Source organism: Phenylobacterium sp. (assembly GCF_036501465.1).
Lineage (GTDB): Bacteria > Pseudomonadota > Alphaproteobacteria > Caulobacterales > Caulobacteraceae > Phenylobacterium.
The window spans coordinates 1-22,317 of record NZ_DASYAF010000179.1; the positions used below are offsets into that span (position 1 = coordinate 1).

The 22,317-nt window shown below is 69.8% G+C and carries 16 protein-coding genes; 6 read left to right on the forward strand and 10 right to left on the reverse strand.

All coding sequences use genetic code 11. The features are described 5' to 3' along the window. Positions 1-339 precede the first annotated feature (339 nt). From VGL85_RS21235 to VGL85_RS21245, 3 genes are all read right to left on the reverse strand, one after another. Entirely contained in the window at positions 340-1,338 is a 999-nt protein-coding gene (locus VGL85_RS21235) for a nitronate monooxygenase family protein (protein WP_331591035.1), read from the reverse strand. A 176-nt stretch (positions 1,339-1,514) separates the two neighbouring features. Then, positions 1,515-2,654, reverse strand: coding sequence for a serine hydrolase domain-containing protein (locus VGL85_RS21240; protein WP_331591036.1), 1,140 nt, complete (start codon positions 2,652-2,654; stop codon positions 1,515-1,517). Positions 2,655-2,680: 26 nt separating this feature from the next. Further along, positions 2,681-3,979 carry a TetR family transcriptional regulator gene (locus tag VGL85_RS21245; RefSeq protein ID WP_331591037.1) on the reverse strand — a complete coding sequence of 433 codons (1,299 nt, stop codon included), beginning with the start codon at positions 3,977-3,979 and terminating at the stop codon, positions 2,681-2,683. 223 nt (positions 3,980-4,202) lie between these two features. Between VGL85_RS21245 and VGL85_RS21250 the strand changes: the two genes are divergently transcribed. Beyond that, complete coding sequence (locus VGL85_RS21250; protein ID WP_331591038.1) at positions 4,203-6,515, forward strand: TonB-dependent receptor; 2,313 nt, start codon at positions 4,203-4,205, stop codon at positions 6,513-6,515. Between the two features lie 168 nt (positions 6,516-6,683). Here the strand turns inward: VGL85_RS21250 and VGL85_RS21255 are convergent, their stop codons facing one another. Then, the gene (locus VGL85_RS21255) at positions 6,684-7,736 is read right to left on the reverse strand and encodes a hypothetical protein (RefSeq protein WP_331591039.1); all 1,053 of its coding nucleotides are present in this window, start codon (positions 7,734-7,736) and stop codon (positions 6,684-6,686) included. A 122-nt stretch (positions 7,737-7,858) separates the two neighbouring features. Here VGL85_RS21255 and VGL85_RS21260 point away from each other — a divergent pair, with 122 nt between their 5' ends. Beyond that, positions 7,859-9,865, forward strand: a complete 2,007-nt coding sequence (locus VGL85_RS21260) for a hypothetical protein (RefSeq protein ID WP_331591040.1) — start codon at positions 7,859-7,861, stop codon at positions 9,863-9,865. 209 nt (positions 9,866-10,074) lie between these two features. Next, a complete protein-coding gene (locus VGL85_RS21265) occupies positions 10,075-12,111 on the forward strand; it encodes a PQQ-binding-like beta-propeller repeat protein (RefSeq protein WP_331591041.1) in 2,037 nt (678 codons plus the stop codon). 7 nt (positions 12,112-12,118) lie between these two features. Here VGL85_RS21265 and VGL85_RS21270 read toward each other — a convergent pair whose 3' ends face one another. From VGL85_RS21270 to VGL85_RS21285, 4 genes are read right to left on the reverse strand one after another with little or no spacing between them, the layout of a single operon-like run. Further along, complete coding sequence (locus VGL85_RS21270; protein WP_331591042.1) at positions 12,119-13,258, reverse strand: ABC transporter permease; 1,140 nt, start codon at positions 13,256-13,258, stop codon at positions 12,119-12,121. After that, positions 13,255-14,193 (reverse strand): ABC transporter ATP-binding protein, encoded by a 939-nt coding sequence (locus VGL85_RS21275; RefSeq protein ID WP_331591044.1) that lies wholly within the window; start codon positions 14,191-14,193, stop codon positions 13,255-13,257. Before VGL85_RS21275 ends, VGL85_RS21270 begins: the two co-directional genes overlap by 4 nt. Next, on the reverse strand, positions 14,190-15,197 hold the full coding sequence (locus tag VGL85_RS21280) for an HlyD family secretion protein (RefSeq protein ID WP_331591045.1): 1,008 nt from the start codon (positions 15,195-15,197) through the stop codon (positions 14,190-14,192). The genes VGL85_RS21275 and VGL85_RS21280 overlap by 4 nt, the downstream gene beginning before the upstream one ends. Further along, on the reverse strand, positions 15,181-16,674 hold the full coding sequence (locus VGL85_RS21285; protein ID WP_331591046.1) for an efflux transporter outer membrane subunit: 1,494 nt from the start codon (positions 16,672-16,674) through the stop codon (positions 15,181-15,183). Before VGL85_RS21285 ends, VGL85_RS21280 begins: the two co-directional genes overlap by 17 nt. Here VGL85_RS21285 and VGL85_RS21290 point away from each other — a divergent pair. Then, the gene (locus VGL85_RS21290; protein WP_331591047.1) at positions 16,565-17,374 is read left to right on the forward strand and encodes a TetR/AcrR family transcriptional regulator; all 810 of its coding nucleotides are present in this window, start codon (positions 16,565-16,567) and stop codon (positions 17,372-17,374) included. The two genes, VGL85_RS21285 and VGL85_RS21290, sit on opposite strands and share 110 nt — an antisense overlap. Before the next feature lie 24 nt (positions 17,375-17,398). On the opposite strand, the gene VGL85_RS21295 is transcribed toward VGL85_RS21290, so the two are convergent. Continuing rightward, positions 17,399-17,581 (reverse strand): DUF3606 domain-containing protein, encoded by a 183-nt coding sequence (locus VGL85_RS21295; RefSeq protein ID WP_331591048.1) that lies wholly within the window; start codon positions 17,579-17,581, stop codon positions 17,399-17,401. 27 nt (positions 17,582-17,608) lie between these two features. After that, entirely contained in the window at positions 17,609-18,418 is an 810-nt protein-coding gene (locus tag VGL85_RS21300; RefSeq protein ID WP_331591049.1) for a chorismate mutase, read from the reverse strand. Positions 18,419-18,607: 189 nt separating this feature from the next. On the opposite strand from VGL85_RS21300, the gene VGL85_RS21305 reads away from it, so the two are divergent. Both VGL85_RS21305 and VGL85_RS21310 read left to right on the forward strand, forming a co-directional pair. Continuing rightward, positions 18,608-20,467 carry an ABC transporter ATP-binding protein gene (locus VGL85_RS21305; RefSeq protein ID WP_331591050.1) on the forward strand — a complete coding sequence of 620 codons (1,860 nt, stop codon included), beginning with the start codon at positions 18,608-18,610 and terminating at the stop codon, positions 20,465-20,467. Beyond that, positions 20,464-22,290: an ABC transporter ATP-binding protein gene (locus tag VGL85_RS21310; protein ID WP_331591051.1), complete on the forward strand. Its 1,827-nt coding sequence runs from the start codon at positions 20,464-20,466 to the stop codon at positions 22,288-22,290. Before VGL85_RS21305 ends, VGL85_RS21310 begins: the two co-directional genes overlap by 4 nt. Positions 22,291-22,317 lie beyond the last annotated feature (27 nt).

Below are 22,317 nucleotides of genomic sequence, written 5' to 3' on the forward strand. Positions count from 1 at the left end.
AAGGCGTTCCGGGGCCGGGCTCGCCTCTTACACGCCGCCCGCAGGAGGTCCAAGGCCAGCCTTTGCCGCGTGGGGGTTTGGGGCGGTGTGGGTGGGGGCGGGAGGAGGCCGGAGCGCGCGGAGGGGCGGAAGGGGTTTGGACGGGTTTTGGCGCATTTCCGCCGTAAAACGAGCTGTGCAGTGCAAGCTAGCTGATCGCGCGCGCTTGGCGATGGTGCGCAGCGCTCGCCCACGGTCGCGATGCCGGAGATCCGCGGGACGGCTTCGCCGCCGTAGAGCGCCATGGCTTTGCCCTCCATGTCGCGTACCCTGCAGTCGAAACTGCAATGAAGGTTCGGGTCATGTGTTGGCCACCGGTCGCGTGGCGCTTGCGAAGCGATCCAGGCGCTTGTGGATGATCGCGTCGGCCTCAGCCATGATGCCGTCGATCAGCTCCTTCACGGTCGGGATGTCGTGGATCAGGCCCACCACCATCCCGCAGCTCCAGCCGCCGGCATCCATCTCGCCCTTCTTCATGATCGCCGGATAGACGCCCGCCACTTCCGGGGCGATGTCGGCGAAGGTGATGGCCGAACCCAGGGTGCGTTCCTTCTCCAGGAGGCGCTCGACGCCGGCGTTGGTCAGCACGCGCTCGGTGTTGCGCAGCGGGCGCATGATCAGGCGGGTGTCCAGCTCGCTGGCCGCCAGGATCGCCTGCTTCACATGCTCATGCACCGGCGCTTCCTTCGTCGCCATGAAGCGGGTGCCCATGTTCATGCCCTCGGCGCCCAGCGCCAGGGCCGCCACCAGCTGGCTGCCGGTGGCGCAGCCGCCCGACGCCACGAAGGGGATCTTCAGCTCCTCGGCGGCGCGGGGCAGCAGCACCCAGTTGCCGACGTCGTCCTCGCCCGGGTGGCCGCCGCACTCGAAACCATCGACGCTGACCGCGTCACAGCCAATGGCCTCGGCCTTCAGCGAGTGGCGGACCGAGGTGCACTTGTGGATCACCTTGATCCCGGCCTCCTTCAGGGCTGGCAGCCACTTCTGCGGATTGTTGCCGGCGGTCTCCACCGCCTTGACGCCGCTTTTGATGATCGCGTCGACGAAGCCCGGATAGTCCGGCGGGGTAACGGCTGGCAGGAAGGTCAGGTTCACGCCGAACGGCTTGTCGGTCATCTCGCGGCACCGGGCGATTTCCTTCGTCAGGTTCTCGGGATTGCCCTGGGTCAGGCCGGTGATGATGCCCAGGCCGCCGGCGTTGGACACGGCGGCCGCCATCTCGGCATAGCCCACCATGTGCATGCCGCCCTGGATGATCGGATGCTCGATGCCGAACAGTTCGGTGATCTGGGTCTTCATCGCGGTCCCTCTCGCGGCCTGACGTCTCGCCTATAGGGGCGACGCCGGGTCCGGCAAACGGATTCCCTTCCAATCACGATGATCGGAGGGGGCGGTTGTAGGGCTCCATCTAGAGCGTTGGCGCCCCGTCAGTCCGACAAACTAGCGGCTGATTTCGTCCGCTGGGTACAGTCAGCTCAGAGGCAGGCATAGATCGCCTCGCAGAGCCCGACGGATCGGGGGTCGCCGACAACGCGGTCGCCCATCTGGTTGAGCACATAACCAACGGCGAGCCCGGTCTTGAGATCGCCGCAGCCGAACGATCCGCCCCAGCCCGCGTGGCCGAAGACCCCGGGTTCCGGTCCGAAGACCCCGACCCCGTTGCGCGTGACGCCCCGGCCCCACTGCGGCGCGACGCCCAGCAGGACATCGACCCGATCGGTCTGGACCTCGATCATCGCCTCGACGGTCTCGCGGCCCATCAGCCGCACGCCGTCCATCGATCCGCCGTTGGCCATCGCGGCGTAGAGGCGGGCCAGACCGCGCGCGCTCGCCTGGCCGTTGCCGGCGGGAACCTCGGCGGCGCGCCAGGCGCGCGCGTTGCACAGGGTCGGCTCCATCAAGGGATTGGTCAGGGCCACGCGCGCTTCCGGCGCCATGGCGTCCAGGTCGAAGGCCGCGGTGATCCGAGGCGCGATCAGCGGCGATACGCGGGCCTCTTCCGCCTGGGGCAGGCCGATGAAGACGTCGGCGCCCAGGGGACCGGCGACGTCGTGCGCCAGGAACTGGCCGACGCTCAAGCCCGAAGCGCTGCGGATCAGCTCTCCGGCCAGGAAGCCGAAGGTCATGGCGTGGTAGGAGTTCTTCGTCCCCGGCGGCCACATCGGCGCCTGGGCCGCCAGCCGTCCGGTCACCGTGTTCCAGTCGTAGAAGTCGGCCAGCGCCGTCGCCGCGTCGAACCCCGGCAATCCCGCCTGGTGCGACAGCAGCTGCGAGACGGTGATTTCGGCCTTTCCGTTCTGGGCGAACTCCGGCCAGTAGCGGGCGACCGGCGCCGCGTAGTCGAGCCACCCCTGATCGACCAGCCGGGCCACGGCGATGGCCGTCACCCCCTTGGTGGTCGACCAGACGTTGACCAGCGTGTCAGGTGTCCAAGGCGTGGTCTGCTCGGCGTCGCGCCAGCCGCCCCACAGGTCGACCACCAGGGCCTCGCCCCGATAGACCGCCAGCGATGCGCCGACCTCGCGATAGGCGTCGTCACGTCCGAAATTGGCCGCGAACTCATCGCGAACTCTCTCGAAACCCGGCGCTACGGCGCCACTGATGACCGTGCTCATCGTGGTCCTCCCGTTTGGTCTGGTCTTCAGCGAGCCTTGAGGCCGCGGAAGTAGATGTCGCTGATCTCGTCGGCCAACCGCCGGGGTCCGCGCGGATCGTCCGGCGGAAGCCACTTGGGCAACCAGGCGAAGCCGCCGGCGCCGATCAGGGCGACCATGCGCGTGTCGATGGGGCGGCAGGACCCGTCGGCGACCCCGCGCCGCAACAGCCGGTCGAACAGCAGGGCCAACCGCCGGGCGCGCGCCACAAGCGCGTCGCGTCGCGGATGTGGCAGGGCGTCGAGGCCGGGCTGGGGCACCAGCGGCGTCAACGCGCCGGCCTGAGCCTGGACGTTGAGATGGGTGCCGATCAGCGCCCGCTCCAGCCCATCGCCGCCGTGGTCGTCGGCCGCCGCAGCGAAGCGCTCGAAGAGATCGAAGCCGCGTTCATAGCAACGGGCGACCAGGTCGGTCTTGTCGCGCAGATAGTGGTAGAGCACGCCCTTGGTCGCCCCGAGCGAGGCGGTGATCTCGTCCAGCGAGGTTGCTTCGATGCCGTCGCGGTTGAACAGCCGGGAGGCTGCGGTCAACAGCTGCTCGATCCGCATGTCCGAGGCGTCCTGCCGGTCGAAGGGGTTGAAGCGCTTGGGCAGGAACTGATCGGCGTCGATCGGTCCTTCGAAGCGCCGCACGGCGTCGGTGGTCAGGCCCGAAGTCAAAAGGTCGATCGCCGCGGCCAGGAACCGAGCCTGGAATTTCCGGCCCCGGCTGTCCTCCATCCATTGCGGCGAGAGCCGGCCCCAGGCCAGGGTCCCGATGATGGTCTGCGCGGCCACCTCGGTGTCGCAGGGCCGGATGCTGCCGTCGGCCACACCGGTCTCCACGAAGCCGATGAGCGCGGCGACATTGCGGTCGTTGGCGGTTCGCACCACTTCGGCATGCGCCGGTGACAGGTAGTTGACCTCGCTGAGCACCGCGGTCGGCGCCCGCCCTGGCGTGAGCGCACGATTGATGAAGGCGAGGGTTTTCTCGAGCCCGGTTCCAGCTTCGCCAGCCGCGGCGAGGTCCTCGGCCATCAGCTCGCAGGCCCGCTGATAGCACTGGAAGACCAGCTCGGCCCGATCGTTGACGTAATAGTAGACCGAGGCCCGCGAGAGGCCGAGCCGCTCGGCGATCTCCGCCAGGGACGTGGCCGCGATTCCTTGCGCGTTGAAGGCGCCGGCGGCAGCTTCCAGCAGGGCTTCGCGCTTCAGCCCATGCCTCGACGGTCGGCCGCGCCGTTTCGGCGACGGCGGCGGATCGATCGCGCCGCCCACGTCGGCGGAAGGCTTGGCGTCATCCCTCATTCTTCGACAGCTTCTACCTGCTCCGTACTTTTGTGTCGAATATATTGACACACAATTCTCGACGTGACGATATGCGCACATTCGCAATCGTCGAATAAATCACGCGGCCGCCGTCAACGATCGGCCGACACAGACAAGGGGAAACGCCATGGCTGCGCTCAGCAGGACCGAAGCCCGGTGGCATGCCGCCGGCGCAAGCGCTGGGTGGAGCGCGAGACCCGCGTTGTTGCTGGCCGGCGCGTCGCTGGCCGTCCTGATGGCGGCGCCGGCGGCGCGCGCCGCGGACGACGCCAACGGCGGGACCTCCGTTCAGGAGATCGTGGTGACCGCCGAGAAGCGGGAGGAGAGCGTCAACCAGGTGCCGATGTCGATCGTCGCCGCCACCGGAGCCCAGCTCCAGGCGCTGGGCATCGACCAGGCCCGCGATCTGGTGAAGATCACGCCGTCCTTCACCTATGCCGACTCCTATGTCGGCTCACCGATCTACACCCTGCGCGGCGTCGGGTTCAGCGACAACAGCCTGGGCGGACGGCCCACGGTCAGCATCTACACCGACGAGGCGCCGATACCCTTCGCCATCGAGACGCGCGGGGCCGATCTGGATCTGGAACGGGTCGAGGTGCTGAAAGGGCCGCAGGGCACCTTGTTCGGCCAGAACGCCACGGGCGGCGCGATCAACTACATCGACGCCAAGCCCACCGCGGCCCTGCAGGCGGGCGCGCACGCCAGCTACGGCAGCTACAACGCCGTCGATGTCGGCGGGTTTGTCAGCGGCCCCGTCGCCGACACCCTGCAGGCGCGGGTCGCGATCGATCACACCCAGATGGACCCCTGGCAGCGGAGCTACACGACGGGCGCAAGAACCGGCGCCGGTGATTTCACCTCGGGTCGGGTCATCCTGGCCTGGACGCCGGACGCGGACCTAAAGGTCCAGCTGAACCTCAACGGCTATGTCGATGGTTCAGAGCTCCAGGCCGGGCAACTCATCGGCGTGTCCCCCAGCATCCCTGCCGCAGCCGCCGCGATCGCGGACCTGTCGGCCTATCCGCTATCGCCGCACAAGGCCACCGCCGCCGACTTCGATCCGGGCGACAACTATCATCGCAACAACCACTTCGGGCAGGCCAACCTGCGGATCGACTACAGCTTGCCGCACGACCTGACCTTCACCTCGATCACCTCCTACAGCCGCTATTCCGAGCGGCAGCTCCAGGACCTCGACGGCACGGCGCTCTCCAACCTCAACCAGTTCACCCGCGGCGAGATCTCCTCCTGGTCGGAGGAGGCGCGGATCGCCGGAAAGCTGATGGACCGCGGACACTTCGTCGTCGGCTTCAACGACGCGAACGACCGGGTGCTGGAGTCCAACTTCCTGCAGATTCCCGACAGCACGCCGGCCTTCACCTTCGTGCCGTTCGGCCTGCCGCTCTACGCGGCCTTCCGCGACATGGACAACCAGCACGCCACCACCACCGCGGGGTTCGGCAGCGCCGACTATGACCTGACCGGGGCCGTCAAGATCTACGGCGGCGTCCGCTACACCCAGTCGAGAGATGCGTTCAACGGCTGCACTGGCGACAACGGCAACGGCGTGGCGGCCGAGGACTTCGGATTCCTCTACAATGTCTCCCGCGCGGCGGTCGGCCTGCCGGCCAATCCGCCGATCGCGCCGGGCGGCTGCATCACCGCAGCTCCGGGGCTGGTCCCGGGGCTGGTTCGCTCAACGCTGGATCAGAACAACGTCTCCTGGCGGGCCGGCGCGCAATGGGCCCCGCACGATGGGGTGCTCCTCTACGCCAATGTCAGCAAGGGCTACAAAGCCGGCGGCTATCCCGACCTGGCGGCCAGCGCGGCCAGCCAGTTCGCGCCAGCCCTGCAGGAATCCGTGCTCGCCTACGAGGCGGGCTTCAAGGCGACGTTGGTGGCGCGCAGGCTGCAGCTCAACGGCGCCGCCTTCCACGACGACTACGACGACAAGCAGATCCTGGGCCGGGTGCTGGACCCGGTATTCGGCCCGCTGCTGAAGCTGGTCAACGTGCCCCACTCGGCGATCACCGGCGCCGAACTGCAGTTCAACTGGACGCCGATCCGCGGCCTGGACGTCGGCGCCGGCGGCTCCTACATCCACTCCGAAATCCTGAACCACTTCACCAACTACGACCCCAATGGCGCCTTGACCGATTTCAACGGCGAGGCGTTCCCCAACACGCCGAAGTGGCAGCTGGTCTCGAGCATCGACTATCATTGGGCGCTGAACGACCGGCTGGACGGATTTGTCGGCGGGAACGTCACCTACCAGAGCTCCACTAACAGCCAGCTCGGCGACCTGCCGCTCCTCAAGATCGACGCCTATACCTTGCTCGATCTTCGGGCCGGCGTGGAGAGCCACGACGGCGCATGGCGGCTTTCGGTGTTCGGCCGCAACGTCACCAACGCTTACTACTGGACGGCGGCGAACCACGATCTGGACACCACCGTCCGCTTTGCCGGCATGCCCGCCACCTGGGGCGTCAGACTGGACTATCGCCTCAAGTGAACCGCGGTGGATTTCGCCATCGATCTAGCCGACGCTCTCCCTGGAGGAACTCCTTTGTGCCGGTCGTCAGCTTGCCTTGTCACGTGACGCGCGGGTGAGCTTGAGAACGTCCGCTTTCGGGATCGATTCCAATGTCCGCTCCTGGCGCAAAGCCGACGACCGCCACCCCTACCGCTGCGACGCCGCCCCACCCCCAGCCGCAGCGCCCGCCTTGCGCGCCTGCGCTTCCGCCGCCCGGGCGCCGGACAGGATGTCGGGCAGGGCGTAGTTGCCTTCGTGGCAGGCGTATTCGTAGACCGGGCCCTTGGCGGGCGAGAACTCGTATTCGCCGCCCCACGGGGTGGCCCAGACGGTGGGGTCCTCGACCTTGAATTCGTAGCGCAGGCGGGTGGGGCCGACCCGGGTGAAGCGCTCGGTGACCACCATGTTGGGCGAGCCGCCGAACAGGGCCTCGTTCGGATTGTAGTTGGTGGTCTCGACCACCAGGGTGTCGCCCTCGTAGTGGCCGATGCTATCGCCGTACCACGACCGCGTGGGGCTGTGCCGGGCGTTCAGCCGCACGATGCGCACGTCGTGGATCATCTCCACCAGGATGGCGACGGCGTCGCGGCCCTGCACGATCTGGTAGTTGGAGTTGTAGAAGCTGGGCAGCATCACCGGGCCGGCGTGGTTGGCGAAGGAGGTGATGCAGCGCTCGGCCAGGGTCTGGTTCTCCGGGTTCTCGCCGGCGCGGCCATAGACGCCGCGCACCGGCGCCGGCGCGCCCGGCTTGCGCGGCAGGCGCGGCGGCATGCGGCCGTTGGCCGGGACGGTGATCAGCGAGGTCCTGGGCTCGCCGTTGACCCGCATCACCGCATCGCCATGGTCGGTCCAGAAGGCGTTGTAGCCGCAGTCCGGCGTGGCCCCGCTGTCGATCAGGTTGGCGGCGTAGCAGGGCAGCTTGTTGAGGTCGACGTTGGCCTTGGTGGGCGCGTTGCTGGCGGCGATGACCGCGGCGCGGCGGCCCTCGATGGCCTTGACCTCATCGGCGGTCATCACCTTGCGCTCGCCCAGCGCCGGGGGCCGCTCGAACGGGGTCAGGCTGGCGTTGGTCCAGGTTCCCTGCAGGTCCGGCTGGCCGTCGACGGCGCGCGGCGCGCGGTAGGCGGGGGCGGCCAGGGCCGCGCCGCAGAGGGCCCAGAGCGCCGCGCCGGCGATGAGGCCCCGGACTGTCTGCTTCATCGGATCGCTCCTTCGCGCGGCGGACGAAGACTAGACCTCACCATAAATCGGCCTAGGCTTCACCGAGGATCCGACGCTTGGAAAGGCCGCAAGTCAAACGCGGTCGCCAATGGGAGGCGGGGATGGCGAAATCCATGAAGATGGCCGCAGTGGCCGTGGCCGGCGCGCTGCTCGGCCTGTCGGGCGGCTCGGCGAGCCAGGGCGCGGCGCTGAACGCGCCGGGGCCACAGCGGGTCGGCGACTTCCAGCTTCCCGACCAGCACTTCATCGGGCGCCGGCTCTACAAGATGGACGACGACAAGGCCGTCGTGCTGGTGGCCTACGCCGCCGGCGACGCCCAGTTCCGGGCCGACGCGCCGGCGCTTTCGGCGCTGAAGGCGGCCTATGGGAGCCAGGGCGTGGATTTCCTGGTGATCGATCCGCGGCTGGGCGACACGCGCGCCAAGCTGGCCGCCGACCCGGCCGCCGCGGGCCTGGGGATCCCGGTGCTGTTCGACTACGAGCAGCTGGTGGGCGAGAGCCTGGGGCTGACCCGCTCGGCCGAGCTGCTGGTGCTCAATCCCAAGGACTGGAGCATCGCCTTCCGCGGGCCGGTGGGCTCGGCGGCCGCGCGCAAGACGCTGGACGCCCTGGTGGCCGGCCATCCGGCCGCCCTGGGCGCTGAGCCCGCGAGGGGCGAGGCCATCGCCTATCCGCAGAAGGGCGAGGCCCGCTGGTCGGAGATCTCCTACGCCAAGGACATCGCCCCGATCGTGCAGTCCAAATGCGTGGTCTGCCACCAGCCCGGCGGCCAGGGGCCGATGCAGCTCACCAGCTATCAGCAGATCAAGGGCTTCGCCCCGATGATCCGCGAGGTGCTGCAGACCCACCGCATGCCGCCGTTCCAGCCGGACGTGACGGTCGGCCACTGGGCGCCCAACGAGGGCCTGTCGTCCGACCAGCTGAAGACCATGGTCCACTGGATCGAGGGCGGCGCCCCGCGCGGGAGCGGCGAGGACCCGCTGGCCAAGCAGAGCTTCCACGCCCCGCCCTGGAAGCTGGGCACGCCGGACGTGGTGCTGGCCCTGCCGCCGGTGAACGTGCCGGCCACCGGGGTGCTGCCCTACCAGAACCCGGTGGTGGCCTCGGGCCTGACCGAGGGCCGCTGGCTGCGCGCCAGCGAGTTCCTGGTGACCGACAAGAAGGTGCTGCACCACGTCACCACGACGCTGTCCTCGCCCGGCGAGAACGGGACGATGATCCGCCAGGAGGCCGCCGCCGGCGGCGTCGGCGGCCAGGGCCCGGGCCGGGTGATCAACCTGGTGCCCAAGGACATGGGCGTCTGGGTGCCGGCCAACGCCGACATCCACATGCAGACCCACTACACGCCCTATGGGAAGCCCACGACCGAGGCCACCAAGCTCGGGCTCTACTTCTACCCGAAGGGCCAGGAGCCGAAGTACCCGATGCGCACCTACGGCGTGTACGGCACCGGCATCACCATTCCGGCCGGCGAGGAATACCACCCGGAACTGTCCTATGCCGACATCCCCAAGGACATGCTGGTCTATGGCCTGACGGCGCACGCCCACGTGCGCGGCGGCTCGACCTCGGTCTCGATCCGCTATCCCGACGGGCATGAGGAGATGGTGCTGGCGGTGCCCCGCTACGACTTCAACTGGCAGTGCGAGTTCTATCTGGAAAAGCCGATCATGGTCCCGGCCGGGTCGCGGATCATCAACCGCTGGACCTATGACAACTCGACCCGCAACCACGGCAACCCGGACCCCAAGAAGAACATCGCCTTCGGCGAGCAGACGACGGACGAGATGCTGGCCTTCTTCATCCACTACCGCTGGGTGGGCGAGACGGTGGCCAAGCCGCACGGCGACTACGACCAGCTGATGGCCAGGGGCCAGCTGATGGGCGCGCTGGACGCCAACATGGACGGCAAGCTGGAGCCGTCGGAGCTGCGCGGCCAGTCCGGCCAGCGGCTGCTGGCGGCCTTCGCGAAGCTGGACAAGAACCACGACGGGTTCCTGGACGCCGACGAACTGGCCGCCGCCATGGTGCGCGGGCCCAACCTGGTGCGGCCGAAGCAGACGGCGTCGGAATCCACGAGCGGCGCCCGGCCGGTGGCGTCGAACTAGGGGCCGATCGATAAAGGCGGGGGCGTCTCAACCGGGTCCTCCTCCCCTTGTGGGAGGAGGTGTCAGGCGGATGCCTGACGGAGGTGGGGTCGCGCTCCGCTATCCGCACCGGCGACGGCGGGAACGAGGCTGAGATGTTTGCGAGACCCCACCTCCGACCTGCTTCGCAGGCCACCTCTTCCCGCAAGGGGAAGAGGATCTGGATCGGCTTGCTGAGCGCCTTTCCGCTGCTGGCCGGGTCGGCCATGGCCCAGGAAAGCACGCCGGCGCTGGGGACGGGCGGCGCGGCGATCTTCGAGGCCCGCTGCAAGAGCTGCCACGAACCCCCGGTCGCCCGCGCGCCCAGCCGCGAGCAGCTGCGCGGCCGCAGCAACCTGGAGATCGTCGAGGCCCTGAGCAGCGGGATCATGAAGCCGATGGCGGCGGGCCTGACGGGCGGCGACATGAACGCCGTGGCCGCCTTCATCACCGGCCGCAACGCCCAGGTGCAGGCGGCCCAGTTCGCGGCCGCGCCCGCCCCGGGCCCGGTCGCGCCGAGCGCGGCGGCGGCGGCCGAGCTCGCCAAGGTGCGCCCCGTGTCGGCCGCCATGCTGGGCGACCCCTCGCCGGGCGACTGGCTGCAGTGGGGCCGCACCTATGACGGCCAGAACTTCAGCCCGCTGACGGCCATCAACCGCGCCACGGTGAAGACCCTGAGCCCCGCCTGGCGCGCGCCGCTGCCCAGCGGGCCCAGCATGCCGACCCCGATCGTCCACGACGGGGTGATGTTCCTGCAGACCAGCCCGGACATGGTGGTGGCGCTGGACGCCGCGAACGGAACGGTGCTGTGGCGGCGCACCTACAAGCCCGCCCTGCCGTCCAACCAGAAGATGGGGCTGTCGCTGGCGGGCGGGCGCGTGTTCGTGCCGACCTCCGACCTGCACGTGATCTCGCTGGACGCGCGGACCGGCGAGAAGGTCTGGGACCACGAGATCGCCATCGAGGCGCCGGCCGCCGACCGCAAGGCCTTCGTGCTGCGCAGCGCACCCTTGATCGTCGGCGACAAGGTGATCCAGGGCGTCACCGCCAGCGGCGCGCCGGGCGGCGGCTTCATCGTCGGGATGGACATCGCCACCGGCAAGGAGCTCTGGCGGTTCCACACCATCGCGCGGCCCGGCGAGCCCGGCGGCAACAGCTGGAACGGCCTGCCGCTGGATAAGCGCAGCGGCGCCTCGGTCTGGGACCAGGGCACCTATGACAAGGCGCTGAACCTGGTCTACTTCGGCGTCGGCCAGACCTACGACACCGGCCCGCTCTTGAAGCCCTCCGGCGTGGCCGGCACGACGCAGGACGCGCTCTATACCGACTCGACGCTGGCCCTGAACCCGGACACCGGCAAGCTCGCCTGGCACTACCAGCACCTGTCGAACGACCAGTGGGACCTCGACTGGGTGTTCGAGCGCACCCTGACGACCATGACCGTCGACGGCCGGCCGCGCCGGGTGGTGATGACCATCGGCAAGATGGGCATCCTGGACGCGCTGGACGCCCGGACCGGCGGCTATCTGTTCTCCATCGACGCCGGCGCCCAGAACGTCATCTCAGGCATCGATCCCAGGACCGGGGCGAAGACCATCGATCCCGTGCGCATGCCGGATCTGACGCGCACGACCCTGATCTGCCCGGGCCCGTCGGGGGCGCGGTCCTGGCCGGCGACCTCGGTCAATCCGAAGAGCGGGCTGCTGTTCGAGCCGCTGACCCTGTGGTGCGTGAATTTCGGGCCGCCCACCGGCTACCAGCTGCTGAGCTCCGGCGTCGGCATGAGCAACGCCGACCACCCCGACGCGGTGAAGAGCGGCATGATGGGCCGGCTGCAGGCCATGGACCTGAAGGGTCACAAGCTCGGCTGGCGCCATGACCTGCCCGCGCCGGTTTCCACCTCGGCGCTGGCCACGGCCGGCGGCCTGGTGTTCGCCGGCGACCTCGACCCGGCCCTGAAGGCGTTCGACGACCGCGACGGGACGCTGCTGTGGCAGGCGCCGCTGGACAACTATCCGAGCTCCAGCGTCATCACCTACGCGGTCGGCAAGACCCAGTACGTGGCCGTGGTGACGGGCCTGCGCAACAACCACATCAGCGACCTGTCGCGCCGCTACCAGGCCTTCCGCCGCGCCCGCGGCGGGACCGCCGCGACGCCGAAGGGCGAGCCGGCGGTGGTGGTGTTCGCGCTGGGCAGCGGGGCGCCGGGGAAGAGCGCGGCGCGCTAGGCACATCTCAATCCAGCGTGGTTCGCGACCGCGCGATGGTGAGGGTCGCCACAACGATCAGGAACGCGCCGAGCGCCAGCAGGTCCGGCGTCATGTCGCCCAGCACCTGGCCCTTGAGCAGGGAGCCGCGGATAACCCGCAGGAAGTGCGTGATCGGGATTCCCTCGCCGATGAACTGCGCCCAGCCCGGCAGGCCGCGGAACGGGAACAGGAAGCCGGAAAAGAACATCGACGGCATCATGTAGAACATCGAGATCTGCATGGCCTGAAGCTGGCTCGTGACCACCGTCGAGATCAGATAGCCCAGCGCCAGGTTGCTGGTGATGAACAGCACGATCCCCACCGACAGGGCGAACCAGCCGGCCAGGGTCTGGGCCATGGGCACGTCGAACAGGAGCCGCGCGAGGGTGAGGACGATGACGGTCTGGATGACTCCCACACAGACATAGGGCGCGAGCTTGCCGATCATCACCTCGAAGGCCGTGGCCGGCGTCGAGAGCAGGCTTTCCATCGTGCCGCGTTCGACCTCGCGGGTCACCGCCATGGCGGTCATCATCACCAGCGTCATCGACAGGATCAGCGCAAGCAGGCCGGGCACAATGTTGAACGAGGTGATGGCTTCCGGATTGTAGAGCCGGTGAACCACGACCTCGAACGGCGGCGCGCCTGTAGGCCTCGCTGCGGCGCCCTTGAGGTCGTTGGCGAGCGCGTTGGCGGGCAGGCTCGCGGCGGCCGCGGCCACGCCGCCGGCGGCCTGAGGGTCGGTGGCGTCGACCTCGGCCAGGATCTGGGCCTTGTCGCCCTTCAGCACGCGCTCCGAGAAATCCGGCGGGATGGTCAGCGCGAGCGAGATTTCGCCGCGGCGCATGAGGCGATCCATCTCAGCTTCAGAGGTCGGCAGATGCGTGACATCGACGTAGGTGGTTCGCTCCAGCGCCGCGACCACGGAATTGGCGAAGCGGCCGTGATCGTAGGAGATGACGGCGGCCGGCAGGTGGCGGGGATCGGTGTTGATCGCGTAGCCGAACAGCAGGAGCTGCATCAGCGGCATGACCAGGATCATCGCATAGGTGATGCGGTCGCGGCGGAGCTGGGTGAACTCCTTGATCATCACCGCGACGATGCGGGCGAGGGACAAGGGTTTCATGCGGCGTACCGGTCGTCGGCCTTGTCGCCCATCAGCTGGATGAACACGTCTTCCAGCGACGGATTGGCTTCGGTCCAGGCGAAAGGCGCCTTGCGGTAGGGCGCGATGGCGCGCTCGAGCGCGGCGCGGTCCGTGCCGCTCACATGCACCGCGGCGCCGAAGGCCGATGCGCTTAAAACGCCCGGCTTGTGTTCCAGGTCGCGGACGATCCGGCCGATGTCTGGGCCTTCGCCGTTGAAGGTCACCAGGCCGGACTTGGCGATGATTTCCTGCGCAGTGCCGCGGGCGATCAGCTGACCGTGCAGGATGTAGCCGATGTCGTGGCAGCGCTCAGCCTCGTCCATGTAGTGGGTGGAGACCAACACGGTCAGGCCTTGGTCGGCCAGGTCGTGGATCTCGTCCCAGAACTCGCGCCGCGCCTTGGGGTCGACGCCGGCGGTGGGCTCGTCGAGCAGCAGCAGCTTCGGGTCGTGCAGGGTGGCGGCGGCCAGCGCCAGGCGCTGCTTCCAGCCGCCGGAAAGCGCGCCCGCCAGCTGGTCGCGGCGGTCGCCGAGGCCGAGATGATCGAGCGCTCCAGTGACCCGACCCTTCATGTTGTCGAGGCCATAGACCCGCGCCACGAAGTCCAGATTCTCCTGGATGGTCATGTCTTCGTAGAGCGAGAAGCGCTGGGTCATGTAGCCAGTCTGGCGCTTGATCGCGTCGCTCTGCGTGCGGAAATTCAGGCCCAGCACCTGGCCCTCACCGCTGTCGGGGGTGAGCAGGCCGCAGAGCAGGCGCAGCGTCGTGGTCTTGCCGGCGCCGTTGGGGCCGAGGAAGCCGGTGATCCGCCCTGTCTCGACGCGGATCGAAACGTCGCGGACCACGTGCTTGTCGCCGAAGCTCTTGTTGAGCCCCCGGACGTCGATGGCCGCGGTGGTTGGGGCCTTGCTCACTTGCACGGCAGCGCCTTGGCGCTCGGCGCCACGTCCATGGGCTGGCCGGGGACCAGCGCGCGGGGGTCGGACGGAAGGGCCTCGACCATGAAGACCAGCTTCTGGCGCGCATCGAGGCTGTAGATCACCGGCGGCGTGTACTCCGGCCGCGAAGCCACGAAGTCGACGGTGGCCGTCATGCCGGCCGCGCAGCCGTCGCACGCGATCGCCACCCGGCGGCCGGGCTTGAACGCGTTGACCTGGGCCTCGGAGACGTAGAAGCGCACCCTCACCTCGCCGTCCGGTACGATGGAGATGACCGGCGCATTGGCCGCGACGCTCTCGCCGGGCTTGAACATGATGTCGTCGATCCGGCCCGCGCCGGGCGCCACCGGAGCAAGGTCGCTCAGTTGGCGTTGGGCCGAGGTTAGACCGGCCTCAGCTTGCCGCACCTGGGCGCGGGAGGCGTCGACCGCCGCCGACGCTGAGCGGAGCTGGGCGCTCGCCGCGTCGCGCTTGTCGAGCGCCGCCTTGTAGGCGGCCTGCGCCTGGTCGAGTTGCAACTGCGCCACCGACCCCGGCTTCTCGCCTTGCGCCCCGGCCAACCGCCGGGCTTGGGCCTCGCTCCGGTCCGCGTCGGCTTGCGCCGCCGCGACGTTCGCTTTCGCCTGCGCCAATGCGCCCTCCTGCTGGGCGACCGCGGCCTGAGCGCCGGCGATCTGGGCGCGGGCCTGATCGGCCTGGGCGGCGCGGACCGTGGGATCGACGCGGAACAGGAGTTGCCCGGCCGCGACCCGTGCGCCGCGTTTCACCGCTACGGCCGTCAGTGTCCCGCTCACCGGCGAGGACATGTAGACGTTGTCGCTCACCACATAGCCGGTGAAGGCCACATTACTCTTGTGGCCGGACTTTGCGACGAAGAACCAGACGAGACCGGCCGCCACCAAGATCAGGGCCGCGACCGCGACGGCGCGGGCCGGGATGCGACGCTGAGCGCGCGCTGGAGCTTCAGGCGCCATGGCCATTCGGCTTGTCCTCGTGGGTTAAGGTGCGGCGGTCATCCCAGCCGCCGCCGAGCGCCTTGTAGAGCGCGGCCATGTCCTGGGCGGCGGCGGCCTCCGCCTGGATCTGGGCGTCGCAGGCGGCCTGCCAGGTCTGGCGGGCCCTCAGCATGTCGCCGGCGGCAATCAGGCCGTTGCGGTAGCGGACCACTGAGGCGTCGGACTCGTCGCTGGCAGCGGCCGTGGCCGCCTTGAGCTGGCCTAGCCGATGGCGGTCCGCGTCGAGCCGCGTCAGGCCGTCCTCCACGTCGCGCAACGCCCCGAAGACCGCTTTACGGTAGGCGGCCGCGGCCTCGTCGGCCTGGGCCTGGCGCAGCCGCACGGTGGCGTGGAGACGGCCGCGATTGAGGAGCGGCAATGAGATGCGGCCGGAGGCGTTATCCTGCAGGCTGTCGTTCTCCAGCAGGTTCGACAGGGAGCGCGAGGCGAGCTGCAACGCCCCGGTCAGGGTCACCTTCGGATAGAGGTCGGCGGTGGCGACGCCGACGTCGGAATTCGCGGCGGCGACCTGACGCTCGGCCGCGCGGATGTCGGGCCGGCGCTTCAGCAGCTCCGACGGTAGACCGGGCGGGACGTCCACCAGCGTCGGCGCGGCATTGGGCGCGACGGCCAGCTCGCCCGCCAGGGCGTTGGGCGAGAGGCCCAGCAGGGTCGAGAGCGCGTGTAGGCGCGCCTGCGTCTGCGCGGCCAGGTCGTCACGCTGCGCCTGCGCCTGTTCGACCGCGCGCTCCTGCTGGCGCACGTCGCTGTCCATATTGAGCCCGTTTCGGGCGCGGACCTGGAGAAAGTCCAGGGCCTCGCGCTGCGTAGCCAGGACCTGGTCGGCGAGCGCCAGGCGCCGCTGCAGCGCCCGATACTGCTGGTAGGTATTGGCGACCTCGGCGGTCAGGACGACCCGGGCGTCGCGGGCCGACCATGACGCCGCCTCCGCGCGGTCGTGGGCCGACTGGTCGGCGCTCTTCTGGCCGCCGAACATGTCAAGCTCCCAGGAGGCGTCGAAACCGGCCTGGTAGGTGGTGAAGGCCTCGCCGGGCAAGCCGATGCCGCCGCCCGATCCGCCTTGTCCGGGATTGCCCGAAAACAGGCCGCTCAGCGCCGAGGGCAGGGCGTTCCTGCTGAGCCGGGCTTGCGACGCCTGGGCCGATGCGTTGACCTGGGGGCCGTGGCCGCCGCGGGTGATCGCTTCCTGTTCGCGCGCCTCGCGGACCCGGGCCAGGGTCTGCTGCACTTCAGGACTGCCTGCGAGGGCTCGCGTCACCAGCCCTGTCAGGACCGGATCGTTGAAGGCCGTCCACCATTGGGCTTCGCCGGTGACAGGCCCTGACGGGCCCTTGCTGAACGACGCCGGGACTGACACCGCCGGAACGCCGGACGGCGCGTGCGTCGCGCACGCTCCGAGCAGCGCCAGAGCCGCCACCGCCATGGGAGCCAGGGTCCTCATCCGCCAATCGTGGAAGATATTGACCACGTGGTCAATAGAGAGGATAGATGTGGCGATGACGGAAGCGAAGAGCGACGCGGCGCCCCGCCGCCGGCAGCGCCGCAAGGCGGCCCGGCCGAACGAGATCGTCGCCGCGGCGATGCAGGTGTTCGCGGAGGAAGGTTTCGGCGGGGCCACGATGGAGGCTGTCGCCCGGCGGGCCGGCGTCGCCAAGGGCACGGTCTTCGTCTACTTCCCAAGCAAGCAGGACCTGTTCCGCGCCGTCGCGCGCGACGTGCTCAGCGTCAACTTCGCGGGGTTCGAAGCCGCCGCGACGGGTCTGGACCGCCCTCTGGATGACCTCATTCCGCTGCTCCTGGCGCAGGCGGCGCGGGTTGGCGAAAGCCCGATCGCCGCGATCATCCGCATCCTGGTCGCCGAGGCGCGATCGTTCCCTGACCTGGCCCAGGTTTGGCACGACGAGGTGGTCGCCAAGATGCTGGGCCTGCTCACCAAAGCCATCGCCCGCGCCCAGGCGCGGGGCGAGGTCAGGGCCGGGGACCCCAAGCTGTACGCCTTCTCCATCTTTGGGCCTATGATGGCCGGCGTGATCTTCCGGGAGGTCTTCCGTGACGTCGATGCGGAGCTTCCGGCTCTCACCGACTTAGCCGCTCAACATGCGAGGGCAATCACCGATGGCCTTCGCACGGCGCCGCCCTGATCCCGGGGCCGGCCGGGCTCCGCCCTAGCGCCGCTTGCCCAGCTCCGCGGCGATGTCCTTGACCAGGCGGCCGACCTTGCGGTGGGCGGCGGTGAGCTGGTCGCGGGTGACGCCCCAGCGTTTCATCCAGTATTCCACCGCCTTGCGCTCGGAAAGGTCGAGGCGGTCCCTGTCGATGAAGCCGCGCTTGTCCTTCAGGCCCGCCATGCCGGTCTCCCCCTTGGAGGTTGGACCTTAGACGTCCAGCGGTTGCGGCGCAGCCCCGATGACGCCGGAGAGCTTGCCGGGCGCGCGCTTCAGGCGCGGGTCGTCGGGCTGGTAGTAGCCGGAGAGCAGGAACAGCTTCACCCCGCCGGTCTCGACCAGCAGGGTGGCGGCGACGCCATCGCGGGACAGCGCCTCTTCCACCGCCTTGGCGGGCTGGGCCGCATCGGTGACCCAGAAGGTGTTGTCGCTGCCAGTGGGCTCGACGTCGACCTCAGCAACCGCCAGCGCCGAGAGCGGCCCCCAGGCGGCCAGGCAGGGCAGGGCGGCGAAGACCTTGAGCTTCGGCTCGGCCAGCAGGCGGGCCCACCAGGCGTTGTCGGCAGTGAGAGCGCAGACGCCGACGCCGCCCAGGGCCTTGGCCGCGGCGATGGCCTCCTCCGGCTTGGCGACCTGCTTCAGCGACGGCGCCGCGCCGAAGCGCAGGCGAGCCACCTCGACGGCGCGGCCGGGATCGCGCCCGCCCCAGACCGCCAGGGCGAACGGCCCCTGGGTCGCCAGGCTGTCGCCGATCAGCTCGCGCCAGATGCGCACGATGAGGCCGGGACGCGCGCCGTTGCGCGGGCCGGCCAGCAGCTTCTTGAGCAGCTGGGTTTCGCGGCCGGGGCGCAGGCCGAACTTGCCGCCGTCGCCGGCCGCGGCCTTGGCGGCGGCCACCGTCTTGGCCAGGGAGGCGCGCTCGACCACCAGGCGCAGCAGGTCGGCGTCGATGGCGTCGATGCGCCTGCGCACCTCATCCAGCGTCGGCGGCGTCTGCGATCCTGCGCCCGTATCGGCCATATTCTTCCCCGAACAGAGCGGCGGGACCTAAGTCATTGCGGGTGAAGGCGCAATAGGCCCATTCGCCGCAAAAAAGTTGCACTCGAAACCATGTCCCGACCGCGCGCCAGAATCACAGACCCTGTATGTTAAAATCGTCTTTCAGTGTCTCGCCCGCCGGATAGCCTCCGGCCGTAGCTCGGGGGCTCGATGATCTCACCGCGGAAGGTGCTCGGCGACTGGTGGACGACGCCGCAGATGCGTGGCCTGCGGATGGCCGCGCGCGTCACCGGCTGGCGGTTCCCCACGGTCATGGCGCTGCTGGTGGTGGGTGCGGCCCTGCCGGCGCTGGAGATGGTCGCCCTGGGCGCCTTGATCGGCTACCTGCCGGCGACCCTGAAGGCCGGGCTCTCGTCGGCCCCCGGGCAGAAGACGCTGTGGGCGCTCTCGGCCTGGGGCGGGCTGATGATCCTGCTGCAGTTCGCGCCGCGCATCCGCACCGCGGTCGCCACGACCATGGGCTGGCGGCTGGACGCGCACCTGCGCCAGCGGGCCATGGCGGCGGTCAACCGGCCGTGGGGCATCGAGCACCTGGAGGACCCCAAGGTCGCCGACCTGATCTCGCAGGTGAACTCGGGCATCGGGGTCGCGGGCCTGACGCCGGGCACCGCGCTCACCCAGCTGATCGGCACGCGATACGCCACGACACTCACCGCCTTCGGGGCCGGCGTGCTGCTGGTGGGCTATCACTGGTGGGCGGCGGTGGCGCTGGCCGCGGCCCTGATGGGCTCGGCGGCCGTCAGCCGCCGCAGCTACGCCAAGGTGGCCGAAACGGCGCTGGGCCAGACCGCCACGGTGCGGCGCGGCCAGTATTTCCGCGACCTTGCCCTCACACCGGCCTCGGCCAAGGACGTGCGGCTGATGGATCTCGGCGGCTGGATCACCGAACGGCTGCGCGGCGAATGGCGCGGCGGCCTGGCGGCGCGCCGCCCGGCCCTGGTCAGGACCTTCCAGTGGACCCTGGCCGCCTCGTTCGGCGTGATGGCGATGAACGCCGTGATCTATGGCCTGCTGGCCACCGACGCCGCTTCGGGCGCGATCGGCATCGGCGCCCTGACGGTCTACATCCGCGCGGTGATGGGCCTGGGCGCGCTGGGCGGCATGGGCCCAACCGACCACATCATCGCCCATGGCTTCCTGGCGCTGCCGGCGATCCTGAAGCTGGAGGCGCGCACCAAGCCGCCGGAAGGGCCGGCCCTGCCGCCCCTGCCCGACGCTGCGCCGGCCAAGGAGATCCGCTTCGAAGGCGTGGGCTTCACCTATGCCGGCGCCGCCCAGCCGGTGCTGAAGGGCCTGGACCTGGTCATCCCGGCGGGGACCTCCATGGCCCTGGTGGGGCTGAACGGGGCGGGCAAGACCACGCTGGTGAAGCTGCTGGCGCGGCTCTACGACCCGACCGAGGGCGCCATCCGCGTCGACGGCGAGGACCTGAAGGGCGTCGATCCCGCGGACTGGCAGCGGCGCATCGCGGCGATCTTCCAGGACTTCCTGCGCTATGGGCTGCCGGCGCGCGACAACGTGGGCTTCGGCGGCCTCGCCATCGCCCACGACCAGGCGGCCCTGGACCGGGCCGCGGCCAAGGCCGGCGTGCTGGAGCGCATCCAGGCCCTGCCGGCCGGCTGGGACACGCCCCTGATGCGCCAGTTCAAGGGCGGCGCCGACCTGTCGGGCGGGGAGTGGCAGCGGATCGCGCTGGCGCGGGCGCTGTTCGCGGTGGAGGCGGGCGCCAGCGTGCTGATCCTCGACGAGCCCACCGCCAACCTCGACGTGCGCGCCGAGGCCGAGCTGTACGACCGCTTCCTGGACCTGACCAAGGGGCTGACGACGCTCTTGATCTCCCATCGCTTCTCTACGGTCCGCCGGGCCGGCCGCATCTGCGTGCTGGAGGGCGGCAAGGTGATCGAGCTGGGGTCGCACGATGAGCTGATGGCCAAGGGCGGCCGCTACGCCGAGATGTTCACCCTGCAGTCGCAGCGCTTCGTCGACGCGCCCGAGGACGTGAAGGCGTGAGCGAGGCGTTCGTCCGCGACAAGACCGCGCCCAAGCTCACCTGGCGCGAATTCGCCCGCGGGATCGCGGTGATGGTGAAGCTGGGCTTCGCCGCCGCCCCCGGGCGGGCGAGCGCCGCCATGGCCGCCGAACTGGTCGGCGCCGGCCTGACGCTGTTCAGCTCCTATCAGCTGAAGGACCTTGTGCAGGCGGCGGCCGGCGGCGACCACGCCCATGCGCTGACGGCCGGCCTGGTGCTGGCGATCACCGGCGGCATGAGCTGGATCGCCTTCCTGACCTACGGCCAGCTCGCGCCGCGGGTCACCGAGGCGATCGCCGTCCATCTGGACACCGAGCTGGTCCGGCTGACCACCCGGATGCCGACCCTGGAATACGCCGATCGGCCCGCCTATGCCGACAAGATCACCCTGATCCGCAACGCCAACCAGGCCCTGGCCCAGGGGATGCAGGCCATAGGCCTGATCATCCGCGTCGGGGTGATGCTGGGCGGGACCTTCGTGATCCTGATCGGCATCGACCCGTGGCTGGCGGTTTTGCCGCTGTTTGCGATCCCGCGGGCCTGGGCCGGGCGCAAGGCGCGCCAGTTGGCCGTCGCCGCCCAGGAGAACAACGTCCAGCCCATGCGCCTGCGGGCCCACATCTTCGCCCAGGCGACATCGCCCGCGGCCGGCAAGGAGATCCGCATCTTCGGCCTCGGCCAGGAGCTGGCCGATCGCTACCGCAAGAGCACCGACCTCACCCGCGACCTGAACATCCGCTCGACCTGGGGCGGCGCCCTGTGGTCCGCGGGCGGCGATGCGATCTTCACCCTGGGCTGCGTGGGCGCCATCGCCTGGCTGGTGGTGCGCGCTTCGACCGGCGCCGTCTCACCCGGCGGGGTGGTGCTGGCCGCGACGCTCGCCACCGGCCTGATCATGCAGATGACCCAGGCCCTGCAGTTCACCCAGGTCGTGCAGATGCTGATGACCACCGCCGAGCGGTTCCTGTGGCTGGTGGACTATTCGGACGAGAGCGCCAAGGCGGCGGCCGGCGAGGCGGCGCCGCCCGCCGTCCTGGCCCGCGGCCTGAGGGTCGAGCACGTGAGCTTCACCTATCCGGACCGCGACAAGCCGGTGCTGGACGACGTCTCGCTGGAGCTGCCGGCGGGGAGCGTGATCGCCCTGGTGGGGGAGAACGGCTCGGGCAAGTCGACCCTGGTGAAGCTGCTCTGCGGCTTCTACCGGCCTGACAGCGGCGCGATCCTGGCCGACGGCGAGGACGTGGCGGGGATCGACCCGAAGCAGTGGCGCGCGCGGACCAGCGGCGCCTTCCAGGATTTCTCCAACCTCGAGGTGGTGCTGCACGAGAGCGTGGGCGTCGGCGACCTGCCGCGCCTGGGCGACCGCGAGCTGGCGACGGCGGCCATGGGCCGGGCCGGGGCGGCGGACCTGGCGAAGATGGAGCCCAAGGGCCTCGACACCCTGCTGGGCAAGAAGTGGGGCGGCGTGGAGCTCTCCGGCGGCCAGTGGCAGAAGCTCGCGCTATCCCGCGCGCTGACCCGCGAGGCGCCGCTGCTTTCGGTGTTCGACGAGCCGGCCGCCGCGCTGGACGCCAGCGCCGAGCACGACATGTTCGAGCGCTTCGCGGCCGAGGCCCGCTCAGGGGCCGCGGCCGGGCGCGCGACGCTGTTGGTCTCGCACCGGTTCTCCACCGTGCGGATGGCCGACGCCATCGCGGTGCTGGATGGCGGCAAGATCGTCGAGTTCGGCCCGCACGAGGCGCTGATGGCCGCCGGCGGCAAATATGCCGAGCTTTTCGAGATGCAGGCGCGCGCCTATCGGTAGGTTCCCGTTTCGACCGTCATCCCTGGG